Annotated in this window: 15 protein-coding genes and 2 pseudogenes; 8 read left to right on the top strand and 9 right to left on the bottom strand. The window is 67.8% G+C overall.

The features are described from left to right. Positions 1-180: 180 nt before the first annotated feature. Positions 181-1,306 (bottom strand): annotated as a pseudogene (locus ABZ707_RS05945) (site-specific integrase); the annotation flags it as partial. 231 nt (positions 1,307-1,537) lie between these two features. Here ABZ707_RS05945 and ABZ707_RS05940 point away from each other — a divergent pair. Together ABZ707_RS05940 and ABZ707_RS05935 are read left to right on the top strand one after the other, a co-directional pair. After that, a pseudogene (locus tag ABZ707_RS05940) lies at positions 1,538-1,708 on the top strand (transposase); the annotation flags it as partial. A gap of 28 nt (positions 1,709-1,736) precedes the next feature. After that, the gene (locus tag ABZ707_RS05935) at positions 1,737-2,114 is read left to right on the top strand and encodes a Tn3 family transposase (protein ID WP_360168387.1); all 378 of its coding nucleotides are present in this window, start codon (positions 1,737-1,739) and stop codon (positions 2,112-2,114) included. A gap of 105 nt (positions 2,115-2,219) precedes the next feature. On the opposite strand, the gene ABZ707_RS05930 is transcribed toward ABZ707_RS05935, so the two are convergent. Together ABZ707_RS05930 and ABZ707_RS05925 are read right to left on the bottom strand one after the other, a co-directional pair. Further along, a complete protein-coding gene (locus ABZ707_RS05930; RefSeq protein ID WP_360168384.1) occupies positions 2,220-3,080 on the bottom strand; it encodes an ABC transporter permease in 861 nt (286 codons plus the stop codon). Next, positions 3,077-4,003, bottom strand: coding sequence for an ABC transporter ATP-binding protein (locus tag ABZ707_RS05925; RefSeq protein WP_360168381.1), 927 nt, complete (start codon positions 4,001-4,003; stop codon positions 3,077-3,079). The genes ABZ707_RS05930 and ABZ707_RS05925 overlap by 4 nt, the downstream gene beginning before the upstream one ends. 133 nt (positions 4,004-4,136) lie before the next feature. Between ABZ707_RS05925 and ABZ707_RS05920 the strand changes: the two genes are divergently transcribed. The 3 genes from ABZ707_RS05920 (at position 4,137) to ABZ707_RS05910 (ending at position 7,176) form a co-directional block, all read left to right on the top strand. After that, positions 4,137-5,309 (top strand): sensor histidine kinase, encoded by a 1,173-nt coding sequence (locus ABZ707_RS05920; protein WP_360168378.1) that lies wholly within the window; start codon positions 4,137-4,139, stop codon positions 5,307-5,309. Further along, positions 5,306-5,962, top strand: coding sequence for a response regulator transcription factor (locus tag ABZ707_RS05915; RefSeq protein WP_360168375.1), 657 nt, complete (start codon positions 5,306-5,308; stop codon positions 5,960-5,962). Before ABZ707_RS05920 ends, ABZ707_RS05915 begins: the two co-directional genes overlap by 4 nt. Before the next feature lie 203 nt (positions 5,963-6,165). Continuing rightward, complete coding sequence (locus ABZ707_RS05910; protein ID WP_360168372.1) at positions 6,166-7,176, top strand: recombinase family protein; 1,011 nt, start codon at positions 6,166-6,168, stop codon at positions 7,174-7,176. Between the two features lie 82 nt (positions 7,177-7,258). Here ABZ707_RS05910 and ABZ707_RS05905 read toward each other — a convergent pair whose 3' ends face one another. From ABZ707_RS05905 to ABZ707_RS05890, 4 genes are all read right to left on the bottom strand, one after another. Beyond that, positions 7,259-8,119 (bottom strand): enoyl-CoA hydratase/isomerase family protein, encoded by an 861-nt coding sequence (locus ABZ707_RS05905; protein ID WP_360168369.1) that lies wholly within the window; start codon positions 8,117-8,119, stop codon positions 7,259-7,261. Positions 8,120-8,671: 552 nt separating this feature from the next. Next, complete coding sequence (locus ABZ707_RS05900; protein ID WP_360168366.1) at positions 8,672-10,201, bottom strand: UDP-N-acetylglucosamine 1-carboxyvinyltransferase; 1,530 nt, start codon at positions 10,199-10,201, stop codon at positions 8,672-8,674. A 201-nt stretch (positions 10,202-10,402) separates the two neighbouring features. After that, on the bottom strand, positions 10,403-10,606 hold the full coding sequence (locus tag ABZ707_RS05895) for a DUF4236 domain-containing protein (protein WP_319679475.1): 204 nt from the start codon (positions 10,604-10,606) through the stop codon (positions 10,403-10,405). Positions 10,607-10,836: 230 nt separating this feature from the next. Then, positions 10,837-11,616 carry an SDR family oxidoreductase gene (locus tag ABZ707_RS05890; RefSeq protein ID WP_360168363.1) on the bottom strand — a complete coding sequence of 260 codons (780 nt, stop codon included), beginning with the start codon at positions 11,614-11,616 and terminating at the stop codon, positions 10,837-10,839. 373 nt (positions 11,617-11,989) lie between these two features. On the opposite strand from ABZ707_RS05890, the gene acnA reads away from it, so the two are divergent. After that, positions 11,990-14,704 (top strand): aconitate hydratase AcnA, encoded by a 2,715-nt coding sequence (acnA, locus tag ABZ707_RS05885; protein WP_360168360.1) that lies wholly within the window; start codon positions 11,990-11,992, stop codon positions 14,702-14,704. A gap of 95 nt (positions 14,705-14,799) precedes the next feature. Here acnA and ABZ707_RS05880 read toward each other — a convergent pair whose 3' ends face one another. Further along, entirely contained in the window at positions 14,800-15,831 is a 1,032-nt protein-coding gene (locus ABZ707_RS05880; RefSeq protein WP_360168357.1) for an aldo/keto reductase, read from the bottom strand. A 205-nt stretch (positions 15,832-16,036) separates the two neighbouring features. Between ABZ707_RS05880 and ABZ707_RS05875 the strand changes: the two genes are divergently transcribed. Next, entirely contained in the window at positions 16,037-16,669 is a 633-nt protein-coding gene (locus tag ABZ707_RS05875; protein WP_360168353.1) for a TetR/AcrR family transcriptional regulator, read from the top strand. A 78-nt stretch (positions 16,670-16,747) separates the two neighbouring features. Here ABZ707_RS05875 and ABZ707_RS05870 read toward each other — a convergent pair whose 3' ends face one another. Then, on the bottom strand, positions 16,748-20,587 hold the full coding sequence (locus ABZ707_RS05870) for a GH92 family glycosyl hydrolase (RefSeq protein WP_360168350.1): 3,840 nt from the start codon (positions 20,585-20,587) through the stop codon (positions 16,748-16,750). Between the two features lie 516 nt (positions 20,588-21,103). Here ABZ707_RS05870 and ngcE point away from each other — a divergent pair. Next, positions 21,104-22,549, top strand: coding sequence for an N-acetylglucosamine/diacetylchitobiose ABC transporter substrate-binding protein (gene ngcE / locus ABZ707_RS05865; protein WP_360168347.1), 1,446 nt, complete (start codon positions 21,104-21,106; stop codon positions 22,547-22,549). The last annotated feature ends 56 nt before the right edge of the window (positions 22,550-22,605 follow it).

The raw sequence follows: 22,605 nt of genomic DNA, 5'->3' as shown, positions 1-22,605 counted from the left end.
TCCCATAGTTCGTCCGGCACGAGCCGACGCGACAGATCAACCCTCACGGTGCAACATCATGCCGCACCAGCACACGACCACGTGAGACATCCTCTTAGTCGCGATAGCAAGTATGACGCCCCGTCGGGTGTGTCCTGGCGGGACTTCTGCGTGGGGTGACGGCAGTAGTTGACGGCAACGTCAGTGGACGAGGGCGGCGCAGGGTGGCGGTTCATCGCCGTCTCCTTTGGCCGTCTCAGTGATCGCCGGGCCGTTGAGCGCGGTGCTGAGGGTGTTGATGGCGTTGCGCTGGAGGCGGAGTCGGACGTGGGCGTAGACGGTGGCGGTGACGCCGATGTGGGCGTGGCCGAGGAGTTCCTTGATCAGGACGAGTTCGACGCCTTGCTCCAGGAGCAGGGTGGCGGTGGAGTGCCGTAGGTCGTGGAAGCGGATGCGGCGAAGGCCGGCCCGATCGAGGAGGGCGCGGAAGCTGCGATTGAGGTTCGCGGGATCGATCGGCCCTCCTGCTGGTGTGGTGAAGACGAGGCCGTTGTCCTTCCAGCGCCCCTCTGCCGCTTCGCTTTCCCGTTCCTGACCTTCAAGGTGTTCCTTCAGCGAGGGGATGCACTCGCTCGGGAGGTCAATGCGTCGTTCGGATGCGTGCGTCTTGGTGGGCAGGGTGGTAGGCCCGCCGGTGCTGGTGCGCTGAAGTGTGCGGCGGATTGCGGCCGTGCCCGTGTCGAGGTCGAGGTCTTCCCAGCGCAGACCGAGGGAGTTCGCCCTTGCGGAGTCCGGTGTGGAGGGCGAGTTCGAACAGTGCGTGCAATCGGTGACCATACGCCGCGGTGAGGAGTTGGCGGGCTTCGTCGACCGTGAGTGGTTCGAAGCGGCGCGGGCGCGGTATGCCCGTGCGGACATTGCGGATCACGTTGCGTGTGATCCCTTCCTCGCGAACGGCGTGCTCCAGGGCGGACTTGAGCACGGAGTGGACGTAGGCCGGCGTCAGCGGAGAGAGCAGCGTCAAGCAGCACTGGCCGACGGCGCAGCAACGGGGCTCATCCCGCCGGGCGTCGATGTCGCGTGCGCAGCACTGGCAGGTGGTGCGGAGCTGGTTGAGCCAGGTGCGGACGTCCTTGGCGGTGAGTTTGGCGAGCTTCTTCCGGCCCAGTCCGGGGATGAGGTGTTGGTGGACGCAGGCGGTGTAGCGGGTGTGGGTGTTCTCGCGGAGGTGGTGGACGGCGACGTTCTCCAGCCAGTACGTCAGGTAGGCGGCCACGCTGCCCTGTACGGAGGAGACGGGGAGGCCGAGGGTGATGGAGGCGAGCTGGCGGGTGCGGAGGAGGTTGTCGACGGCGGAGCGGCCGAGCTGGAGGCGCGTCATGACCTCGGGGAACCGTAAGCAGCTCCTCGGACATGCCTGCGTGGGGCCGCGAGAGAGCCGGGGCGCGGTCAGCAACAGCCCCCTTCGGCGATGAACTGCCGTTCCAATTCTCGGCGGTGCCAGACGTGGCTGCTAGGCAGTGTCTTCAAAGCGTTCTGATGGGGAATCATGTGAGGCATGGTGCGTCGTCATGAGTTGTCGGATCTGGAGTGGGAAGCGCTGTCCTCGTTGCTTCCGCGGTCCTTGTCGGGGCGGCCTCGTCTGGATGACAGGCGGGTGCTGAACGGGATCGTATGGAAACTGCGGACAGGGTCGGCGTGGCGCGATGTTCCGGAAAGGTACGGGCCTTGGCGGACGTTGTATAGGGCTCCAGGTCGTGGAGAACTGGAACTCCGCCAACCACGACCTGTTCTACGGCAAGGACGGCGACCTGACCGGCTCCGACAAGGAGTCCCAGGAGGTCTCCATGCTCGCCTTACACCTGCTCCAGTCGGCGTTGGTGCACGTCAACACGCTGCTCCTCCAGGAGATCCTGAGCGAGGAGAAGTGGCAGAAGCGGCTCACCGACTCCGATCGGCGGGCGCTGTCCCCGCTGTTCTGGACCCACGTGAACCCCTACGGTCGGTTCGAGCTGGACATGAACTCACACCTCTCCCCCGCCGCCGAGGCATCCCCAGTGCCCGGCCCCCGTAGGGCGTCCGACTCGCAGCCCCCTCAACCTGCACCGCGCGGCACGAGCAGGCCGGAAGCCTGAGCGCGGGGCGGAGCCGTCACACTCCCGCCTGGCACCCGGCGAGTACGGACCGAGAGCCTGCTGCAACGGCCCGGTGTGCATCTTTGACAGCCAGGCCCTGCGGGCTCACAGATCGTGCCGGCGGACGGCAACCACAGCGACGACTGCTGCAGCGAGGGGCCAGGCCGCGTAGACGATCCACGACCCGCTGATGGTCGCCGGGTAGGGAGCCGATCCGAAGGGGTCGCCCATCTGCACCAGTCGTTCCCACGCACTGCGGGGCAGCGCGTGAAGGATGGCGGACGACCAGCGGTGGCGGTCGTTGAGGAGGAACGGCAGCAGCAGAAGGATTCCGGTGAACGTCACGAGGGTGGCTGCGGTGTGCCGGATGAGGGCGCCGAGGCCCATGCCGACGAGCGCGCACACCGGAGCGAGCAGCGCGGATGCCGCGACGGCGCGGAGCGCGCCGGGGTAGTCGAGGGACAGGCCGATGTCCCGATCGGACAGGATGGCCTGTGTCACGCCGAACGAGGTTCCCGCGACGACCGTGCCATAGAGGAGCGTGACTGCCGTCACGACGGCCATCTTGGCCGCTACGACCGATCGGCGGGCCGGTACTGCCGCAAAAGTCGTGCGGATCTGTCCGGTGCTGTACTCGCCGACGACCGTGAGGGCGCCGATGCTGCCGGTGGCGAGTATCAGGACCATGCAGGCGCCGATGGTGAAGGCGTCCCGCATGGCCCAGATGGGAACGAAGAGGGCCCGGATCCCTTCGTTGTAGGTCGGCCAGTTGTTGTAGTCCGCGACGGCCGCGCTGATGTTGATGGCGATGATGACCAGCGCGCTGACGCCGAACGCCCAGGAAATGGACCGCAGCGACCAGAGCTTGATCCACTCGGCGGCGAGGAGGTCCCGGAAGCGGGCGCCGGGCTCGGCGGCGCGCACGGCGGTCGAGAACCCCGTCTGCTGTGTGGTGGTCGAGGTCATCGGGATTCTCCTGCGAGGTATTCGACGCTGTCGGCGGTGAGTTCCATGAACGCCTCCTCCAGCGAGGCGGTGCGGGTGGCCAGCTCAAGGAGCACGATGCGGTGGTGGGCGGCGAGTTCCCCGATGCGGGCCGCGCTCAGGCCGCTTACGGTGAGCCACTCCTCTGCGTCGGTGACCGAGTCGTCCGGCTGTACCGAAGCGCCCTCGGCTTCGAGCACGGCTGCCAGCGCGGTGGGGTCGGGCGTCCGCACGGTCACGCGCTGGCGGGTGCCGCGGGCCGCGAACTCCGCCACGCTCTCGTCGGCGATCAGCTCGCCCCGGCCGATGACGATCAGGTGCTCTGCGGTGTTCTGCATCTCGCTCATCAGGTGGCTGGAGACGAACACCGTGCGCCCCTCGGCGGCCAGCCGCCGGAACAGGCCGCGCACCCATCGCACGCCCTCCGGGTCCAGGCCGTTGACCGGCTCGTCGAACAGCAGCACCGGAGGGTCCCCGAGCAGAGCCGTGGCGATGCCGAGCCGCTGTTTCATGCCCAGGGAGAACCCGCCGATGCGGCGCCGGGCCGCAGGAGCCAGTCCTACCTCCTCAAGGACCTCGTCCACCCGGCGCCCGCGAATACCGTTGCTGCGGGCCAGGACGGACAGATAGGCCGCTGCGCTGCGACCGCCGTGGACGTCATGGGCGTCGAGCAGGGCACCGGCGTGGCGCAGGCCGCGCGGATGGTCCCGGAACGGGTGACCGTCGATGGTGGCGGTGCCGCTGGTGGGTTCGGTCAGGCCGAGGAGCATCCGCAGTGTGGTGCTTTTGCCTGCACCGTTGGGGCCGAGGAACCCGGTGACGTGGCCGGGGCGCACGGTGAAGGTCAGGCCGTTGACGGCAGTGGCCTTGCCATATCGCTTGGTCAGTTCGTTGACTTCGATCACCCGGCAAACGGTGCCGGGGAGAGTGCCCGTCCGGCATCAGCCCGTCGGCTGCACTGGCGGGAGGGCTTGTATCCCGTGGGCGTACGCCCACGGGCCAATGTTCCGCCGCTGGTCAGGCGATTACGATCCCCCCATGTCCGCCAAGCCGCGTCCCCTGCTGTCCTGGCACCTGCGGCCGGCCGCGCGGGCGGCTCTGGCCTGGTGTGGGGCGATCGCCTACCCGTTCGTGCTGTTCTTCGCGGCACGCGGCACGCCTTTCGACTCCCCCGGCTTGCCCTTCGTGTCGGCGGCCGCGGTCACGGGCCTGCCTCTCGGACTGCTGCGCCGCCGCCCACTGCCGGCCCTGGCACTGATGCTCCTGGGTACGTACGTCACGGCGACGACAACCCCGTTCTGGCAGGTCGTGTATCTGCTGGTTCTGGCAAACGACCTCGCCGCCGGATACATCGTGGCCACCCGGCCTCGCTGCATCGCGGTCACCGCTGCCGTCACGACGCTCGGCGTACAGGTCGCCTTCGCCGCACGTCTTGGGACCGGGACGGACGGCTTCGCCCGCACGGTCGTGGTCCTCGTCCTGGCCCTTGCCGCCGCCTGGATGACCGGCCATTCGGTTCGCGAACGCCGCGAGCACGCCGCGGCACTGCGCTCGCAGACCGCCGCCCAGGCCGTCGCAGCCGAGCGGCTCCGGATCGCCCGTGAGCTGCACGACATGATCGCGCACAGCATCGGCGTCATCGCCATCCAGGCAGGCGTGGGCCGCCGGGTCATCGACACACAGCCGGACGAGGCCCGCAATGCGCTGGCCACCATCGAAGACACCAGCAGGGAAACCCTCGCCGGGCTGCGGCGCACCCTGGGTGCACTGCGCCGCACCGAACCGGGCACCGGGGCGGAGGCCCCGCCGCGCGAGCCTGCCCCGGGACTGGCCGACCTAGACCGGCTGACCGCGTCAACGAAGGACGCGGGCGTCCATGCCGACGTGCGATGGCTCGGAGAACGACGGCCCCTACCGCCCGACATCGACCTGGCCGCCTTCCGGATCGTCCAGGAGGCCCTCACCAACGTCGTACGCCACGCGGACACCCCCGAATGCCGCGTCACCATCGGCTACCAAGACGGCGAACTGACCATCGAGGTCGCCGACGACGGCCGCGGCGGCCCCGCCTCCGGCACCGGATACGGCATCACCGGAATGCGGGAACGCGTCACCCTGCTGCGCGGCCAGTTCACCGCCGGGCCGCTACCCGAGGGCGGCTTTCGTGTGGCAGCCCGGCTCCCCCTCCCCGAAGGAGTGCACCTCTCATGACGGTCCGCGTCGTGCTCGCCGACGACCAGCCATTGATCCGCAGCGGTCTGCGCGTCCTGATGGCCGACGCCCCCGACATCGACGTCGTGGGAGAAGCCGGAACCGGCGCCGAAGCGGTCCAACTGGTCCGGGACACCGGGCCCGACGTGGCAGTGATGGACATCCGCATGCCAGGCATGGACGGCATCGAGGCCACCGGGCTGATCACAGCAGCCGCTGGAGCGACGCGCGTCCTTATCCTCACCACGTTCGACGACGACGAGTACATCTACGGCGCGCTCCGAGCGGGTGCGAGCGGATTCCTCGTCAAGGACATGGCACTGGACGACATCCTCGTGGCGATCCGCGTTGTCGCCGCCGGAGACGCCCTGATCGCCCCAAGCGTCACGCGCCGCCTCATCGCAGAGTTCGCCGCCCGCCCCGAACCGGCTCTGCATCCACGACCGGTCGGGAACATCACCGAGCGGGAGCGCGAGGTACTGACCCTCGTCGGACGCGGCATGTCCAACAGCGAGATCGCCACCCACCTCTACATCAGCGTGGCCACGGCGAAGGCACACGTAGCGCGGCTACTCACCAAACTCGAAGCCCGCGACCGAGTCCAACTTGTCATCACCGCCTATGAGACGGGTTTGGTAGCCCCACCTCGCTGAGTATCAAGCACCTCAGTCGCCGAAGCCCGCCAAAAGCGACGTAACACGAACTCTCAACTCTCATAAACGTTCCTTTGCGCGAGCAAGATCAACAATCGGCCGCCGGACCCCGTTCGACACCCGATCGGTTCTCGGAACCCGTTCTCACTCAAAAGAGGGGATGGCCCCCTTATGAGACATGCATTGTGCGAAAAGTCGGGCCCATGACGGACCCTCAGCAGCCCTCGCCAACCGACCGGTCGGACGCCGACGACGTCGAACAGCACGCCTGTCCGAAGTGTGACGCGCAGCCCGGCTCGCCGTGCCGGTCGCGCGGCGGCGCGGTCGCCTCCGCCTACCACACCCGCCGCTTCACCATGGTGCCCCGGCTGAAGAAGACGCTACGGGTGCCGACCCCGGCCGACCGCGGACCGGGCCGGCCGTGGCGGCCGGGCACTCCGCCGCCGGCGCCGATCGACCCGGACCTGCCGAGCGCGGACATCCGCATCGGCTACGCCCGCTGCTCGACCCTCGGGCAGGAACTCGACTCCCAACTCGACGCGCTCAGCAAGCACGGCATCCCGAGGGACAAGATCTTCAGCGAGAAGATCAGCACCCGCGTTCGCGTACGGCCCAAGTTCGAGGAAGCGCTGCGGACCGCGCGGGAGGTCAAGGCGCACGCCCCGCACTGCCGAGTCATCTTCACCGTGTACGAGATGAAGCGCCTCGGCCGCGACGCCGCCGAACTCACCGCGCTCGCCGACCACCTCACCGCCCACGGCCTGGTCCTGGAGATGCTCGCCGGACCCCTGCCCGGCATCTACGACCCCACCGGCCCCGGCAAGCTGCTGTTCGCGTTCTTCGCCGCGATGGCGGAGACCGAGCGGGAGAACATCCGCGAGTCGACCCTGGAGGGGCTCGACACCGCGGCCCGCAAGGGCAAGCATGGCGGCCGGCCCCCGGTCATCACCGACGACATGCTCCACACCGTGCTCCGGCGCCGGGCGCTCGGCGAGTCCGTCGAGCAGATCCAGCCCGACCTGTTCATCCCCACCGGCAAGCGCAAGGGACAGAACCCCTCGGTGGCCAGCATCTACCGGGCGCTCGCCGAACACACCAAGCGCGAGGCATACCCCGAAGCCGTCGAGGCAGCCCACGCCGACTTCGCTGCCCTCCAGGCGGCCGGCGAACTCCCCGGACCCCGCCTTGCTCTCCCTGACCGAGCGTCACTCTGATTACAGAGAGCTACTTGTCACTTCGCCGTAGCTTCGGGAGAACAGGGCCCTGTCCATGAACAACGGAAATTCGCCGGGGCCTTCATCGGCTGCCACGACGACCCCCAAGCTGGGCCTCGGCCTGTCGCGTGATGTAGTCGTTCATGGAGAATTCGAGCTCTCCCCGCTGCTGAAGGCCGTCGGCCGCCCATTGCGACATGCGCTGCTGGGTCTCCGCGTATTGGGTCGTGGCCAGGAAGCGGCCCTGGCTGTCACTGAGGTCGTGCGGGTCCGGTATGCCTGCTCGTTCGTTGATGGTGCGCTTGGCCAGTGCGAGGACCGGCCGGTCGAAGCTCGCGACGCGGCGGGCGAAGGCGTCCACGGTGGCCTCGAATTCCGCATCCGGTATGGCGCGGTTGACGAGCCCGTACAACTCGGCCCGGTCGGCACGGACCTCTTCCGCCCCCAGGACGAGTTCCAGGGCGCGGCTCCGGCCGATCAGGCGCGGCAGGCGTTCCAGCGCGCCCCCGCCGGGCACTGCGCCGAAACCGGCTTCCGGCTGGTGCAGGATCGCCTTCTCCCGGCTGGCGAAGCGGATGTCCAGCGCGAGCGCGAACTCGCATCCGGCGCCGCGGGCCCGACCGCGGAGGGCCGCGATGGTCAGGATCGGCAGGCGCGCGATGCGAGTGGTGAGGTCCGGCCACCGGTGCAGGCCGTTCGGCCGCTCCTCCAGGAAGCCGGACGTATCGCCCAGCAGGTCGAAGTGGGCGATGAAGAAGTCCGGATCGGCGCTCTCGAAGACGACGGTCTTCACGTCGTCGCGGCGTTCCAGCACATCCACGACGTCTTCCAGGGCGGCCAGCACGCCCATGTCGAAGATGTTCACCGGAGGATTGTCGATGGTGGCCCGGATGTAACCCGGTATCGGTTCGGTGAGCCTGATCAGTGAAGTGGAATCTGTCATAGCTCCAGCGTCCTGCGTGGACCGTCCTTGTCAATTCGACGTTCCTGTGACGGCGTCGACCTGGGCGATTCTTCCGTCTGCTCAGGCCGACTCCAGGCAGGAACTCCCCGGCGGTGTCGATCTCTTCGGGTTACGGGACACCGCACAGCACGTCGTTGATCGCGCAGGTCATTTAATACATCAGGGCATCAGGGATAAAGGCGTGATAATGAAATGGGATTCGTTCGTGACCGTGTGTCTCCTCGTCGGCGACATTCATCAAACCTTTGACGGTCATGTTGTCCGGCCTCAAGGGCTCGCGATCGATTCGCTGTCCCGGGCGGCGGTGCCGGGTGCGGACGGGCGGATCGCTGCCCAATGGACTACTTCCCTCGGCAGGGGGCGTACGGCGAGATCTGACGGGCCGCGAGCCGAGGGGAATTGACCGGAACCACTCCAACACCTCCGAGAGGAGGAGGCCGGCGAAGTCCCAGAGATGTCCCACAGATGCCGCCGCATCTCCTTCTGGCCCGCTTCAGCACAGGTCGGACCGGATGCGACGGCATCCGCGTGTCAGATGTCCCGGAAGATCTCGATCTGGGCGCCCACCGAGTTCAGGCGCTCCGCCAGGTCCTCGTAACCGCGGTTGATGACATAGACGTTGCGCAGTACGGACGTACCTTCCGCCGCCATCATCGCCAGCAGGACGACCACCGCGGGGCGCAGCGCCGGTGGGCACATCATCTCGGCGGCGCGCCAGCGGGTCGGGCCCTCCACCAGGACGCGGTGCGGGTCGAGGAGCTGGAGCCGGCCGCCCAGGCGGTTGAGGTCCGTCAGGTAGATGGCACGGTTGTCGTAGACCCAGTCGTGGATCAGGGTCTGGCCCTGGGCCACCGCCGCGATGGCCGCGAAGAACGGCACATTGTCGATGTTCAGTCCCGGGAACGGCATGGGGTGGATCTTGTCGATCGGCGCCTCCAGCTTGGAGGGCCGTACGGTCAGGTCCACCAGCCGCGTACGCCCGTTGTCGGCCGAGTACTCGGTGGTGCGGTCGTGGTCGAGACCCATCTCCTCCAGCACCGCCAGCTCGATCTCCAGGAACTCGATCGGGACCCGGCGGATCGTCAGCTCGGACTCGGTGACCACGGCGGCGGCGATCAGGCTCATCGCCTCGACCGGGTCCTCGGAGGGGGAGTAGTCCACATCCACGTCGATGGACGGCACGCCGTGCACGGTCAGGGTGGTCGTCCCGATGCCCTCGACCTGTACGCCCAGCGCCTCCAGGAAGAAGCAGAGGTCCTGGACCATGTAGTTGGACGAGGCGTTGCGGATGACGGTCGTACCGTCATGGCGCGCGGCGGCCAGCAGGGCGTTCTCGGTGACGGTGTCGCCGCGCTCGGTCAGTACGATCGGCCGGCCGGGCGAGACCGAGCGGTCCACCTGGGCGTGGTAGAGGCCCTCGGTCGCGGCGATGTCCAGGCCGAAGCGACGGAGCGCGATCATGTGGGGCTCGATGGTGCGTGTCCCCAGGTCGCAGCCGCCCGCGTACGGGAGCCGGAAGTTGTCCAGGCGGTGCAGCAGCGGGCCGAGGAACATGATGATGGAGCGGGTGCGGATCGCCGCCTCGGCGTCGATCGCCTCCATGTCCAGCTCGGCGGGCGGCACGATCTCCAGGTCGACGCCGTCGTTGATCCAGCGGGTGCGCACGCCGATGGAGTTCAGGACCTCAAGGAGGCGGAAGACCTCCTCGATGCGCGCCACCCGGCGCAGCACCGTACGGCCCTTGTTGAGCAGCGAGCCGCACAGCAGTGCGACGCACGCGTTTTTGCTCGTCTTGACATCGATCGAACCGGAGAGCCGGCGGCCGCCGACCACCCGCAGATGCATGGGCCCGGAGTAGCCGAGCGACACGATCTCACTGTCGAGCGCCTCACCGATGCGCGCGATCATCTCAAGGCTGATGTTCTGGTTACCGCGCTCAATGCGGTTCACGGCGCTCTGGCTGGTGGCCAGAGCCTCGGCAAGTTGCGTCTGTGTCCAGCCCCGGTGCTGACGGGCGTCGCGGATGAGCTTGCCGATGCGTACGAGGTAGTCGTCTGCCATAGAGGCAGGTTATCTCAGATGTGAGATAGGGGCCGAGCTGGGATATGCCATCCGGGTGACGGCCACCCGGGTGGCCGCCGAGGGCGGCCACCCATGCTCCGATCTTCCGCGCGGAGGGTCGGCCCGGCAACCGTTGCGCCGCCGTACGAGTCCCCGGTGACCTGCGAGATCGCCTGCTCACTGGCCGGGGCGGTCACCCGCTCAGTGACCGCGCCGCTTGCTCGTCGTCTTGCGCCAGCCGAACGGACCCGGCAGGTCCATGGAGGTCGTACGCCGTCCCGTACTGCTGGACGTGTGCCTCGGACCGTGCTTGCCGCCACCGGTGGTGATGGACCAGGAGTGACGGTTGATGTTCAGCCGCACCCCCGGCAGGATGGTGAAACTCTTACGGAATGTGATCGCCATCTGCGCCTCCTCTGTCAGAGGTACGGGTTTCCGCTGAACGCCGATCCATGTCTCCCCATCCGCACCCGTGACGCGTGCGCGACCGGTGAACTGCCCTTCCGGCATGGGGGGTAGGCCCCGGAGGGCGTTGTGAGCGGAGGTCGTCGCGCCCGGAACGGGTCGCCGTGATCGCCGCCGGCGAGCGGAGTCCGGCCCGGTCTCCCGGGCGGCCGTGATCCGAGGAGTGACGCTCAGTGGACGGAGAACCCGCCGTCAACGAAGATCGACTGCCCGGTGATGTAGCCGGAGGCGCGGCTCGCCAGGAAGACCGCCGCGCCGGCGAAGTCCTCGGCCAGCCCGTTCCGTCCGGTCATCGTGCGTGCGGCCAGCGCCGCCACCTTCTCCGGGTCGGACGACAGCCGCTCGTTGAGGGGTGTCATCACAAACCCCGGCACCAGCGTGTTGCAGGTGACTCCGTACGGCGACCACGCCTCGGCCTGGGAACGGGCCAGCGACTCCAGCGCTCCCTTGGAGACACCGTAGGCACCGCTCTGAAGGAACGCCCGATGTGCCTGCTGGGAGGTGATGTGGATGATCCGCCCGAAGCCGCGTTCGGCCATGCCGGGACCGAACCGCTGTCCCAGCAGATACGGCGCCTCCAGGTTCACCGCCATCGTTGTGTCCCACACGTCCTCGCCCAGCTCGCCCATCGGCGGGCGCAGGTTGACCCCGGCGCAGTTGACGAGGATGTCGGGCTCCCCGAATGCCTCGACCGCCCCTTCGGCCGCCGCGCGCGAGCCGTCGCGGGTGCTCAGGTCGGCGCTCACCCAGGCGGCCCGGCAGCCCTGGTCACCGAGTTCACCGGCCGCGGCGGCCAACTCCGCCTCCCCGCGCGCCACCATGACCACACTCGCGCCCGCCCGCGCGAGGGCCTCGGTGACGGCCCGGCCGATGCCGGAACTTCCGCCGGTCACCACGGCGATCCGGCCCTCCAGCGAGAACAGTTCGGACAGATACGCCTGCGGAGTCATGCGCGCACACTACTGCGGTGACGTGTACCTGCCGCTCGTAAGCCCCGAGACACGTGCTCGCTCCCGAACTCGGCGCCTTGCTCTTCCCGCCGAGGCGTCCGCCGGAAAGGCGCCGAGTTCGGGGGCGCGTGGGCCAAGGCCGTCCGTGCCGCGGGCGCTTTCCGGCCCCACGGAACAGAACAAACGCACGGGCCTGGACATGACCGCGCAGGGGGCATGTACTAGAGTTATCTCGACATCGAGATACCTGCGAAGGCGTACCGTGGCCGCCACTCGGTAAGGGTTACCTAACTAAGCCTTACCTTAGCGCATCGACGACGAGTCGTGGCGGCAAGATCGCGGTAGTACGCGCACATTGATGAAGGAGACTGTCGTGTCGGCGAACAGCTTCGACGCCCGCAGCACGCTGCGCGTGGGCGACGAGTCGTACGAGATCTTCAAGCTGGACAAGGTCGAGGGCTCCGCGCGCCTCCCTTACAGCCTGAAGGTGCTGCTGGAGAACCTGCTCCGCACCGAGGACGGCGCGAACATCACCGCCGACCACATCCGCGCCGTCGGCGGCTGGGACTCCCAGGCGCAGCCGAGCCAGGAGATCCAGTTCACCCCGGCGCGCGTGATCATGCAGGACTTCACCGGTGTGCCGTGTGTCGTGGACCTCGCGACCATGCGTGAGGCCGTGAAGGAGCTGGGCGGGGACCCGGCCAAGATCAACCCGCTGGCCCCGGCCGAGCTGGTCATCGACCACTCCGTCATCGCCGACAAGTTCGGCACGCCGGAGTCCTTCGCGCAGAACGTGGAGCTGGAGTACGGCCGCAACAAGGAGCGCTACCAGTTCCTGCGCTGGGGCCAGACCGCCTTCGACGAGTTCAAGGTCGTTCCGCCCGGCACCGGCATCGTCCACCAGGTGAACATCGAGCACCTCGCCCGGACGGTCATGGTCCGCAACGGCCAGGCGTACCCGGACACCCTGGTCGGCACCGACTCGCACACCACCATGGTCAACGGCCTCGGTGTGCTGGGCTGGGGCGTCGGCGGCATCGAGGCCGAGGCCGCGATGCTCGGTCAGCCGGTCTCGATGCTCATCCCGCGCGTGGTCGGCTTCAAGCTGACCGGCGAGCTGCCCGCCGGCACCACCGCCACCGACCTGGTCCTCACGATCACCGAGATGCTGCGCAAGCACGGCGTCGTCGGCAAGTTCGTCGAGTTCTACGGTGAGGGCGTCGCCGCGACCTCCCTCGCGAACCGCGCCACCATCGGCAACATGTCGCCGGAGTTCGGCTCGACCGCCGCGATCTTCCCGATCGACGACGAGACGCTGAAGTACCTGCGTCTGACCGGCCGCAGCGACCAGCAGGTCGCCCTGGTCGAGGCGTACGCCAAGGAGCAGGGCCTCTGGCTCGACCCGGCCGCCGAGCCCGACTTCTCCGAGAAGCTGGAGCTCGACCTCTCCACGGTCGTCCCGTCCATCGCCGGCCCCAAGCGCCCCCAGGACCGCATCATCCTGGCCGAGGCCAAGCAGAAGTTCGCGCAGGACGTCCGCAACTACGTCACCGACGACGAGGAGGCGGGCAAGGAGTCCTTCCCGGCCTCCGACGCGCCCGCCTCCGCCAACGGCGTGCCGACCCGGCCGACCACCGTCACGGCCCCCGACGGCTCGACGTACGAGATCGACCACGGCGCCGTCACCGTCGCCGCGATCACCTCCTGCACCAACACCTCGAACCCGTACGTCATGGTCGCCGCCGCGCTGGTGGCCAAGAAGGCGGTGGAGAAGGGGCTGACCCGCAAGCCGTGGGTCAAGACCACGCTGGCGCCGGGCTCCAAGGTCGTCACCGACTACTTCGACAAGGCGGGTCTCACCCCGTACCTCGACAAGGTCGGCTTCAACCTCGTCGGCTACGGCTGCACCACCTGCATCGGCAACTCGGGACCGCTGCCGGAAGAGGTCTCCAAGGCCGTCAACGAGCACGACCTGGCCGTCACCTCGGTGCTCTCCGGCAACCGCAACTTCGAGGGCCGGATCAACCCGGACGTCAAGATGAACTACCTGGCGTCTCCGCCGCTGGTCGTCGCGTACGCCCTCGCGGGCTCCATGAAGGTGGACATCACCAAGGACGCCCTGGGCATCGACCAGGACGGCAGCCCGGTCTACCTCAAGGACATCTGGCCCACCGAGGCCGAGGTCAACGACGTCGTGGCCAACGCCATCGGCGAGGACATGTTCAACAAGTCCTACCAGGACGTCTTCGCGGGCGACGCCCAGTGGCAGGCGCTGCCGATCCCCACCGGCAACACCTTCGAGTGGGACCCGCAGTCCACCTACGTCCGTAAGCCCCCGTACTTCGAGGGCATGACGATGGAGACCACCCCGGTCGCCGACATCACCGGCGCCCGCGTGCTCGCCAAGCTGGGCGACTCGGTCACCACCGACCACATCTCCCCGGCCGGTGCGATCAAGGCCGACACCCCGGCCGGCACGTACCTCACGGAGCACGGTGTCGAGCGCCGCGACTTCAACTCGTACGGTTCCCGCCGCGGCAACCACGAGGTCATGATCCGTGGCACCTTCGCCAACATCCGCCTGCGCAACCAGATCGCGCCGGGCACCGAGGGCGGCTACACCCGCGACTTCACCGTCGAGGACGGCCCGGTCTCCTTCATCTACGACGCCTCCCAGAACTACCAGGCCGCCGGCACCCCGCTGGTCGTCCTGGCGGGCAAGGAGTACGGCTCGGGCTCGTCCCGCGACTGGGCCGCGAAGGGCACCGCGCTGCTCGGCGTGAAGGCCGTCATCGCCGAGTCGTACGAGCGCATCCACCGCTCGAACCTGATCGGCATGGGCGTGCTCCCGCTCCAGTACCCGGAGGGCGCCTCGGCGCAGTCCCTGGGCCTGACCGGCGAGGAGACCTTCTCCTTCACCGGCGTGACGGAACTGAACAACGGCACCACCCCGCGCACGGTCAAGGTGACCACGGACACCGGTGTGGAGTTCGACGCGGTGGTCCGCATCGACACCCCCGGTGAGGCGGACTACTACCGCAACGGCGGCATCATGCAGTACGTGCTGCGCAGCCTGATCCGCAAGTAGGCCCGGCGCTCACACGGAGGGGCCGTACCCCGCGCGACGCGGGCTACGGCCCCTCCGTGTCTCCGCGCCGTGTTTCCCGGCGCCGGAGTGCTCCGTCAGCTCTGCGGGAGACGCTGGTACCGCAGGTACTCCTCCTGCATGTACCGCGGATAGGCGGGGACGACCGGGCTGCTCACGGCGTCGAGTTCCGCGAGATCCTGTTCGGTCAGCTCCAGTTCGAGAGCTCCCAGGGTCTCGGCGAGCTGCTCCGGCCGCCGGGCGCCGAGAATGACGCTGGTCACGCCGGGCTGTGCGAGCACCCAGGCCACGGCCACCCGCGCCACACCGCTGTTGTGGCGCTCGGCTATGGCCCGCAGACAGTCGATGATGTCGTAGGCCCGGTCCCGGTCCACCGGGGGCCGGTCGGCCTTGCTGCGGCGAGCCGAGGCGTCGGCGGCGCCGTTCCGGTCGAACTTGCCCGACAGCAGTCCGCCCGCGAGCGGGCTGTAGATCAGATGTCCCAGCTCCTGGTCCCTCGCCATGGGCAGGATCTCGGCCTCGATGTCCCGTCCGGCCAGGGAGTAGTACGACTCCAGGGCCGCGAACCTGGCCAGTCCCCGGCGCTCGGAGATGCCCAGCGCCTTCATCGTCTGCCAGGCGGTGAGATTGCTCGCGCCGATGTAGCGGACCTTGCCCTGACGCACGGCGTCGTCGAGCGCGGTCAGCGTCTCCTCCAGCGCGGTCAGCGAATCGAAGGTGTGTATCTGATACAGGTCGATGTAGTCGGTGTTCAGTCTGCGCAGGCTGTTCTCCAGCCCCCGCATGACGGCCAGCCGGCTCAGCCCCACGTCATTGGGGCCCGGCCCCATGCGCGAGGCGAGCTTGGTGGTCAGCACGACGTCGCTGCGGCGGGAGCCCAGCAGCTTGCCGAGGATCTCCTCGCACTCACCGTCGCCGTATCCGTCGGCGGTGTCGATGAGATTGACACCGGCGTCGAGAGCCGTGCCGAGGATCTTGTCCGACTCCTCCAGCGGAAGCGCTCCGACCAGGCCCCAGATGGGGTGATCGGGCGGGCCGCCGAAGGTCATCGTCCCCAGCGAGATCGCTGACACATAGACGCCGGTGCTGCCGAGCTGTCGGTACTCCACGGTTGCTCCCTGCTGTAGTCGACCGCGCACGTCCAGTGACCCCGTCCGGTGACGTGACGTGACGTGACGCGCCGGTGCGCGCCGCGCGCCGATCGCGCGCGGGGCCCTCAACGTAACATTCGATCGAACACAGTGTCCGACAGGATGTCCGACGTGCGGGCGGGAGCGGCCGGTGGACCGGCGGGACAGCCCTTAGAATCCCGGCATGCCTTCGATCACCCGCGCTCCTTCCCCCGGTCCAGAACGCCGCAGTGTGGTCGAGGCCCAGGTGATCGCGGCGGTGGAGCGGCTGCTGGCTCAGGGAATGAGCTTCACGGAGATCAGCGTGCAGCGGATCATCACCGAGGCGGACATCGCGCGCTCCACCTTCTATGTGCATTTCCGCGACAAGTCGGACCTGCTGTCCCGGCTCGCGGACACGCTCAGGGAGAGCCACTTCACCATGGGCGTGGTCTGGGAGCCGACGGGCCCCTCCGGCGGAGTCGACCGCCTTGCCCAGGTGTTCGAGGAAGTCATCGCCTCGCACCGGAAGCACTTCACCGTGCTGTCGGCGATCAGCGAGATCGCGGCCTACGATCCCGCCGTACGCGATTTCTACACCTCGGACCTCGACGACTTCGAGAACCGGGTCATCGAGGTGCTGCGCGCGCAGCAGAGCGCGGGCCGCACCCCCGCCGATCTTGATCCGGTCGCCGCGAGCCGGGTGATCGTCTGGGGCGGCGAACAGGCGATCGCCCATCACATCGGTGTCGACGACGGCAGTGGCGACGCGGCCTTCGCCCGCGAGCTCGCCCGGATCTGGTGGTACGGCGCCTACAGCCGCCCGGCGGAGGACTGACCGGAGCCCCCACCGCGCGGAAGCCGACAGGGCCACCGGCGCGCGCCGGTGGCCCTGTCAGCGATCAACGACCGTGGACTACCTGAGGAGTTCCACCTCCGCCAGTGCCGACGGTTCCGTGCTCACCAGGCGGTACTTGGCGTATGTGCCCGGCTTTGCCACGGTGAACACCCGGGTCTGCTTGTCCCAGGCGAAGGACTGACCGGACCGGGTGTCCAGCGTCTTCCAGGCCGAGCCGTCGGCGGAGCCCTGGAGCACCCAGCCGCCCGGCGCCCGGTCCGCCGCCGACGATGTCAGCGTGTACTGGACGGCGCGGGTCGCCGAGGCGACCGGCAGGTCCACCGACTCGACGGGCGCCTCCGTGCGGGAGGAGTTGTCGAAGAGCGGGCCCGACGCGGTCAGCGCGTCGGCGCGGGGCGCCGGGACCTGGTCGTCCTTGGTGATGGAGACCGGCGCCGCGTCCTTGCCGGTGCCCCAGGACGACGGCTTGGAGCCCATCGCGAACTCCAGCGTGGCGCCGTGTTCGAGCAGGTCGTGCGGGAGCGCCGTGGAGTTCCAGGACTTGCCGTTGACCTTCAGCCCCTGGACATAGATGTTCTTGGCGCTGTTCCTGGGGGCCTTGACGACCAGCTTGCGGCCGTTCTCCAGATGTACCGTCGCCTTGGTGAAGAGCGGTGAGCCGATCGCGTACTCACCGCTGCCCATCACCAGCGGATAGAAGCCCAGCGCGGAGAAGAGGTACCAGCCCGACTGCTCACCGTTGTCCTCGTCGCCGTGGTAGCCCTGGCCTATCTCGCTGCCGGTGTAGAGACGGGAGAGGACCTCGCGGACCTTCTCCTGGGTCTTCCAGGGCTGCGACGCCGCGTCGTACATGTACGCGACATGGTGGGCGACCTGGTTGGAATGGCCGTACATGCCCATCCGTACGTCGCGCGCCTCGGTCATCTCATGGATGATCCCGCCGTACGAGCCGGCGAACTCCGACGAGGCGGTCTCGGGCGTCGAGAAGTAGGTGTCCAGCTTCTTCGCCAGACCCGACCGGCCGCCGTAGAGATTGGCGAGACCGCGGCTGTCCTGGACCGCCGTGAACGCGTATCCCCAGCCATTGGTCTCGGTGTAGTCGTAGCCCCATACGCGCGGGTCGTACTGGTCCGACGGGACCCGCCAGTCGCCCTTCAGGTCCCGCCCCTGGAAGAAGCCGGCCTTCGAGTCGAAGAGCGAGACGTAGTTCTGCGCGCGGTTGAGGAAGTACTCCGACTCCTCCTTGTAGCGCTCCTTCTTGGTCTTCTTGTAGAGCGCCTGGCCCATCTTCGCCAGGCCGTAGTCGTTGAGATAACCCTCCAGCGACCAGGACAGGCCCTCGTGGGTCTCGGTGGAGGCGTAGCCGGTGAAGGGCGAGGTCTCCATGCCCTTGCGGCCGACTCCCGAACTGGGCGGCGCCACCGTCGCGTTCTTCAGCGCGGCCTCGTACGCCGCCTCGGCGTCGAAGTCGACGCCCTTGACATAGGCGTCCGCGAACGCCACGTCCGAGCTGGTGCCGGTCATCAGGTCGGCATAGCCCGGCGAGGACCAGCGGGAGATCCAGCCGCCGTCCTTGTACTGCTGCACAAAGCCGTCAACCAGCTTGCCCGCCTTCTTCGGAGTGAGGAAGGAGTAGGCCGGCCAGGTGGTCCGGTAGGTGTCCCAGAAGCCGTTGTTGACGTACATCTCGCCGTCGACGATCTTCGCACCCGTCTGCGTCGGGGTGTTCGGGCCGGTCCCCGCCGAGAACGGGCTCGCGTACTGCTGCTTGGGACGGGACTTCGTGCCGGTGTTCTCGAAACCGGAGTTGGGATACAGGTAGAGCCGGTAGAGGCTGGAGTAGAGCGTGGTGAGCTGGTCGTGGTCCGCGCCCTCGACCTCCACCTTGCCCAGCAGGCCGTCCCACGCGGTCCGCGCCTGGTTCTGGACCTGGTCGAAGCGGCGGGCGGCCGGGATCTCGTCGGCGAGGTTCTTCTTCGCCTGGTCGACGCTGATCAGCGAGGTCGCCAGGCGCAGGGTGACGGTCCTGTCCTTGCCGGCGTCGAAGCGGAGATACCCCGTGACATCCGGGCCGCCGCCGCCGGTGAGCCTGCCGCTCGCCGTGACGGACGCGTCGAAGACGCCGTATACGAAAAGCCGCGTCGCTCCCGTCGAAAGACCGCTCTTGACGTCCGAGAAACCGGTGAAGGAACGGGTCTCCGGATCGAGGGTCAGCCCGCCGGCATTCGTGATGTTGTCGAATATGACGCTTGCGTCCTCACCCGGATAGGTGAAGCGCATCATCGCCGCGTGGTCGGTCGGGGTCATCTCGGCCTTGAGACCGTTCTCGAACGTCACACCGTAGTAGTGCGGCTTCGCCGTCTCGTTCTCGTGCCGGAAGGGCAGCGCCCGTGCCGTGCGGGAGGCGTCGGGCGTACCCGGGGCCACCGACGGCATCACCTGGAAGGTCTGCCGGTCGCCCATCCAGGGGCTCGGCTCATGGCTGGCGCTGAACGCCTGCACAGTCGGCAGGTTGTCGGCATTGTTGGCGCGGGCGTACTCGTACAGCCAACTGTCGGAACCGGCGTTGGTCACCGGCGTCCAGAAGTTGAAGCCGTTCGGGACCGCCGTGGCCGGGAAGGTGTTGCCGCGGGAGAAGGAACCGCTGGAGTTGGTGCCGCGGACGGTGGACGCGTAGTCCGCGAGGTGCGCGAGCCGCTTCTCCGGTGCCTTCGGCGCCAGGGTGATGTCGTCGATCCAGCCCTGGAAGCTCGCGGGGCCCTTCGGCGAGTCGTACGCCACCAGGATCCGGTCGACGGTCTTGCCGGCCGCGACCGACCCGATCCGGGAGTCGACCTGGTTCCACTGGTTGACGTAGAGCTGCTTGGCGGCGCCCTGGCCCTGCGGGGTCAGCAGCCCGCCGTGGGAGTCGAGGGCCTTCAGGTCACTCAGATAGGTGCCGTCGGTGAAGGCGAGGTCGACCGCGACATTGGTGGCCGGGTAGTTCAGATCCGTCTCCGGGAGGGAGGGGTAGATCCGGTACGAGAGCGCGGTGTCGCGCCGCACGGCCGTGTTCACGTCGAAGACCTTGTTGTACGAGTACGCGCGCCCGTCAGGCGTGTGCGTACCGGCGTACTTCAGCGCCTTCTTGCCGGTGAATCCGACGCTGGACTTGGCGGTGGGGGAGCCGGACGGGCCGCGGTCCACCTGGGTGCGCATGTCCTGCGGGGCCGGGGCCTCCGTGTCACCGTTCGAGAACTGGACGTCGGCCAACTGGGTCGCGTCCGTACCGCCGTTGTTCGCGGTGATGTCCAGCCGGTAGTGCTGGTAGGCGGTGGACCCGGCTATGTCGTAGGACTTGGTCTGGAAGCGCTCCCCGAAGGTCTCGCCCTTCCTGGTGTCCAGGTCCTTCCACTCCTTGCCGTCGGCGGAGCCCTGGAGCGTCCAGTCCCTGGGGTCGCGCTCCGCGTGATCGTTCGCCGAGGTCAGCGCGTACGTCACGACCTTGACCGGTGCGTCCAGATCGAACTCGATCCAGGCGGTCCGCTCGAACGCCAGCCACTTCGTGGCCGACTGGACATCGACCAGGTTCTCCTTGGTCTCGCCACCGCCCGTGTTCTCGTCGCTCGCGCGCAGATCCACGACCTTGTCGGTGACATTGCCCGGAATTCCGGCGGTGAAGCCGCCATCGACACCGGATGCCCGCTTGTCGCCCCGGGGCCCCACTTCGACGGTGTTGCGCCAGTCCGGCTGAGGTTCGTCTTCCTCGAAAGAGGAGGTGAATTCCTTTTCCGCCGGGCGGGGTTGGCTGGGTTGTGCTATAGCGGCGGACTGGGCAGTCACGACAAGCAGCGAAGCGGCCGCCACCAGGGCGGCCGTATGCCATTGTCTGCGCCGGGCGCGGGTTCTCTGCTGCATACGAGCCATTCCTCCTGCGTAATCAGTTGGACAACGTTGTCAAACGTGAGCGCAGGGTCCAGTAGGAAGCAAGTGTGCAGTGGTGTCAAGGGTATTGGAGAGGTCACGCGGGGTCCGAGTGCCAGAATCGGTCATTCCGGAGAAGCCGAGACGGTCGAATGAGTACACACCGGCCCAGATATCCGCGAGGTCTCAACTAGGGAAAGACTGCTGTCCAAACCTGCTTTCGATCTTGCTCAGTTGACGGGAAGTGGACTATACCTGTCGGCGTCAGCCCCTGGCGTTTACCGAGGCGGCGGACCAGGGGGCAGGGACGGCGGGGGAGGGCTCTGCCCGCCCTTGGCCGGTTCCATTCAGGCAGTTCTCCCCCTGTGATCGATCAAGCGACGTATTCGAGCACGGCAATCCTGCACCACCCAGCTTCATTTGACCGCGGTGGCGGGGCCCTTCGCCTCAGGCGAGAAGGACGGGCGACCGGTACACCGCCTGAGTCCTGGAGAAGGCGAGGACTTGAGCATGGGATCCACCTCCGCTCAGAGCAACGAGGGCCTTGGCCGTCGCGATGTGATCAAGCGTTCTGCCGCGATCGGCCTGATCACCGTCCCGACGATGAGCTTCCTGGCCTCGTGTGCGAGCAGTGACAGCGGGACTGACCAGAAGGTCGAAAAAGGGAAGACGTCCGGGAAGAACCCGCTCGGGGTGAACGAGACCGCGCCGCTCGACTTCGTCCTGTTCGACGGCGGATTCGGCACCGAGTACGCCACCGACGCCGTCAAGCAGTACACGAACGCCTTCCCGAAGGCGAAGGTGAAGTTCACCCCGACCCAGAAGATCCAGTCCGAGCTCCAGCCCCGCTTCAACGGCGGCACCCCGCCCGACCTGATCGACAACTCGGGCGCCGAGCAGATGGACATGGGCGTTCTCGTCGGCAAGAAGCAACTCGCCGACCTCACACCCCTGATGGACGCCCCGTCGTTCGACGACCCGAACAAGAAGGTCCGTGACACGCTGCGCCCCGGTGTCCTGGAGATGGGCCAGTTCGACGGCGACCCGGTGTGGATCATGTACTACGCCTACACCGTGTACGGCGTGTGGTATTCGCAGACCGCCCTGGACAAGCTCGACGCGGAGTACCCCGAGGACTGGGACGCGATGCTGGCCCTCTGCGAGAAGGCCAAGAAGAAGGGCATCGCCGGCTGGACGTACGCCGGCAAGTACCCGTACTACCTCCCGTTCTCGCTCTACCCGTTCATCGGCAAGATCGGTGGCCGCGAGGTCCTCGACGCCATCGACAACCTGGAGCCCAACGCCTGGAAGCACCCGGCTGTGAAGTCCGCCTTCGAGGCGTACTACGAGCTGTTCAAGAAGGGCTACATCCTCAAGGGCACGCCCGGCATCGACCACACCCAGTCGCAGACCGCGTGGACCGAGGGCAAGGCGCTGTTCCTCCCGAACGGCTCCTGGGTGGAGAACGAGGCGGCGAAGACCACGCCGAAGGACTTCCAGATGAAGGTCGCCGCGCCGTCCAGCCTGGACAGCTCGGACAAGCTTCCGTTCGGGACCATCTGGGCGTCCGGCGGTGAGCCCTTCATCGTCCCGGCGAACGCCAAGAACCCCGACGGCGGCATGGAGCAGCTCCGCATCATGCTGAGCGAGGCGTCGTCGAAGAACTTCACCACCAAGGTGAAGTCGCTGAGCGCCTTCAACGGCGGCACCGACGGTCTGACGCTCTCCACCGCGCTGCAGTCCGGTGTGGACGCGCTGACCAAGGCCGGCTCCAATGTGCTGAACCCGAGGCTCCAGGACTGGTACGTCGCACTCCAGAAGGAGAAGATCGGCGTCGGCGCGCTCGGCGAGATGATGGCCGGTCGCATCACTCCGGCCGAGGCCATCAAGAAGTGCCAGGAGTACGCGGACGCGGCGGCCAAGGACGACTCCATCAAGCACTACAAGCACCAGTAGGAGCGGAAGCGGCCGGAAGCCCCGCCGGGGCTTCCGGTGCCCCCCAAGGCAGCGCG

This window comes from Streptomyces sp. NPDC006923 (assembly GCF_040635655.1).
Classification (GTDB): Bacteria; Actinomycetota; Actinomycetes; order Streptomycetales; family Streptomycetaceae; genus Streptomyces.
This window is presented reverse-complemented; position numbering and strand designations above follow the sequence as displayed.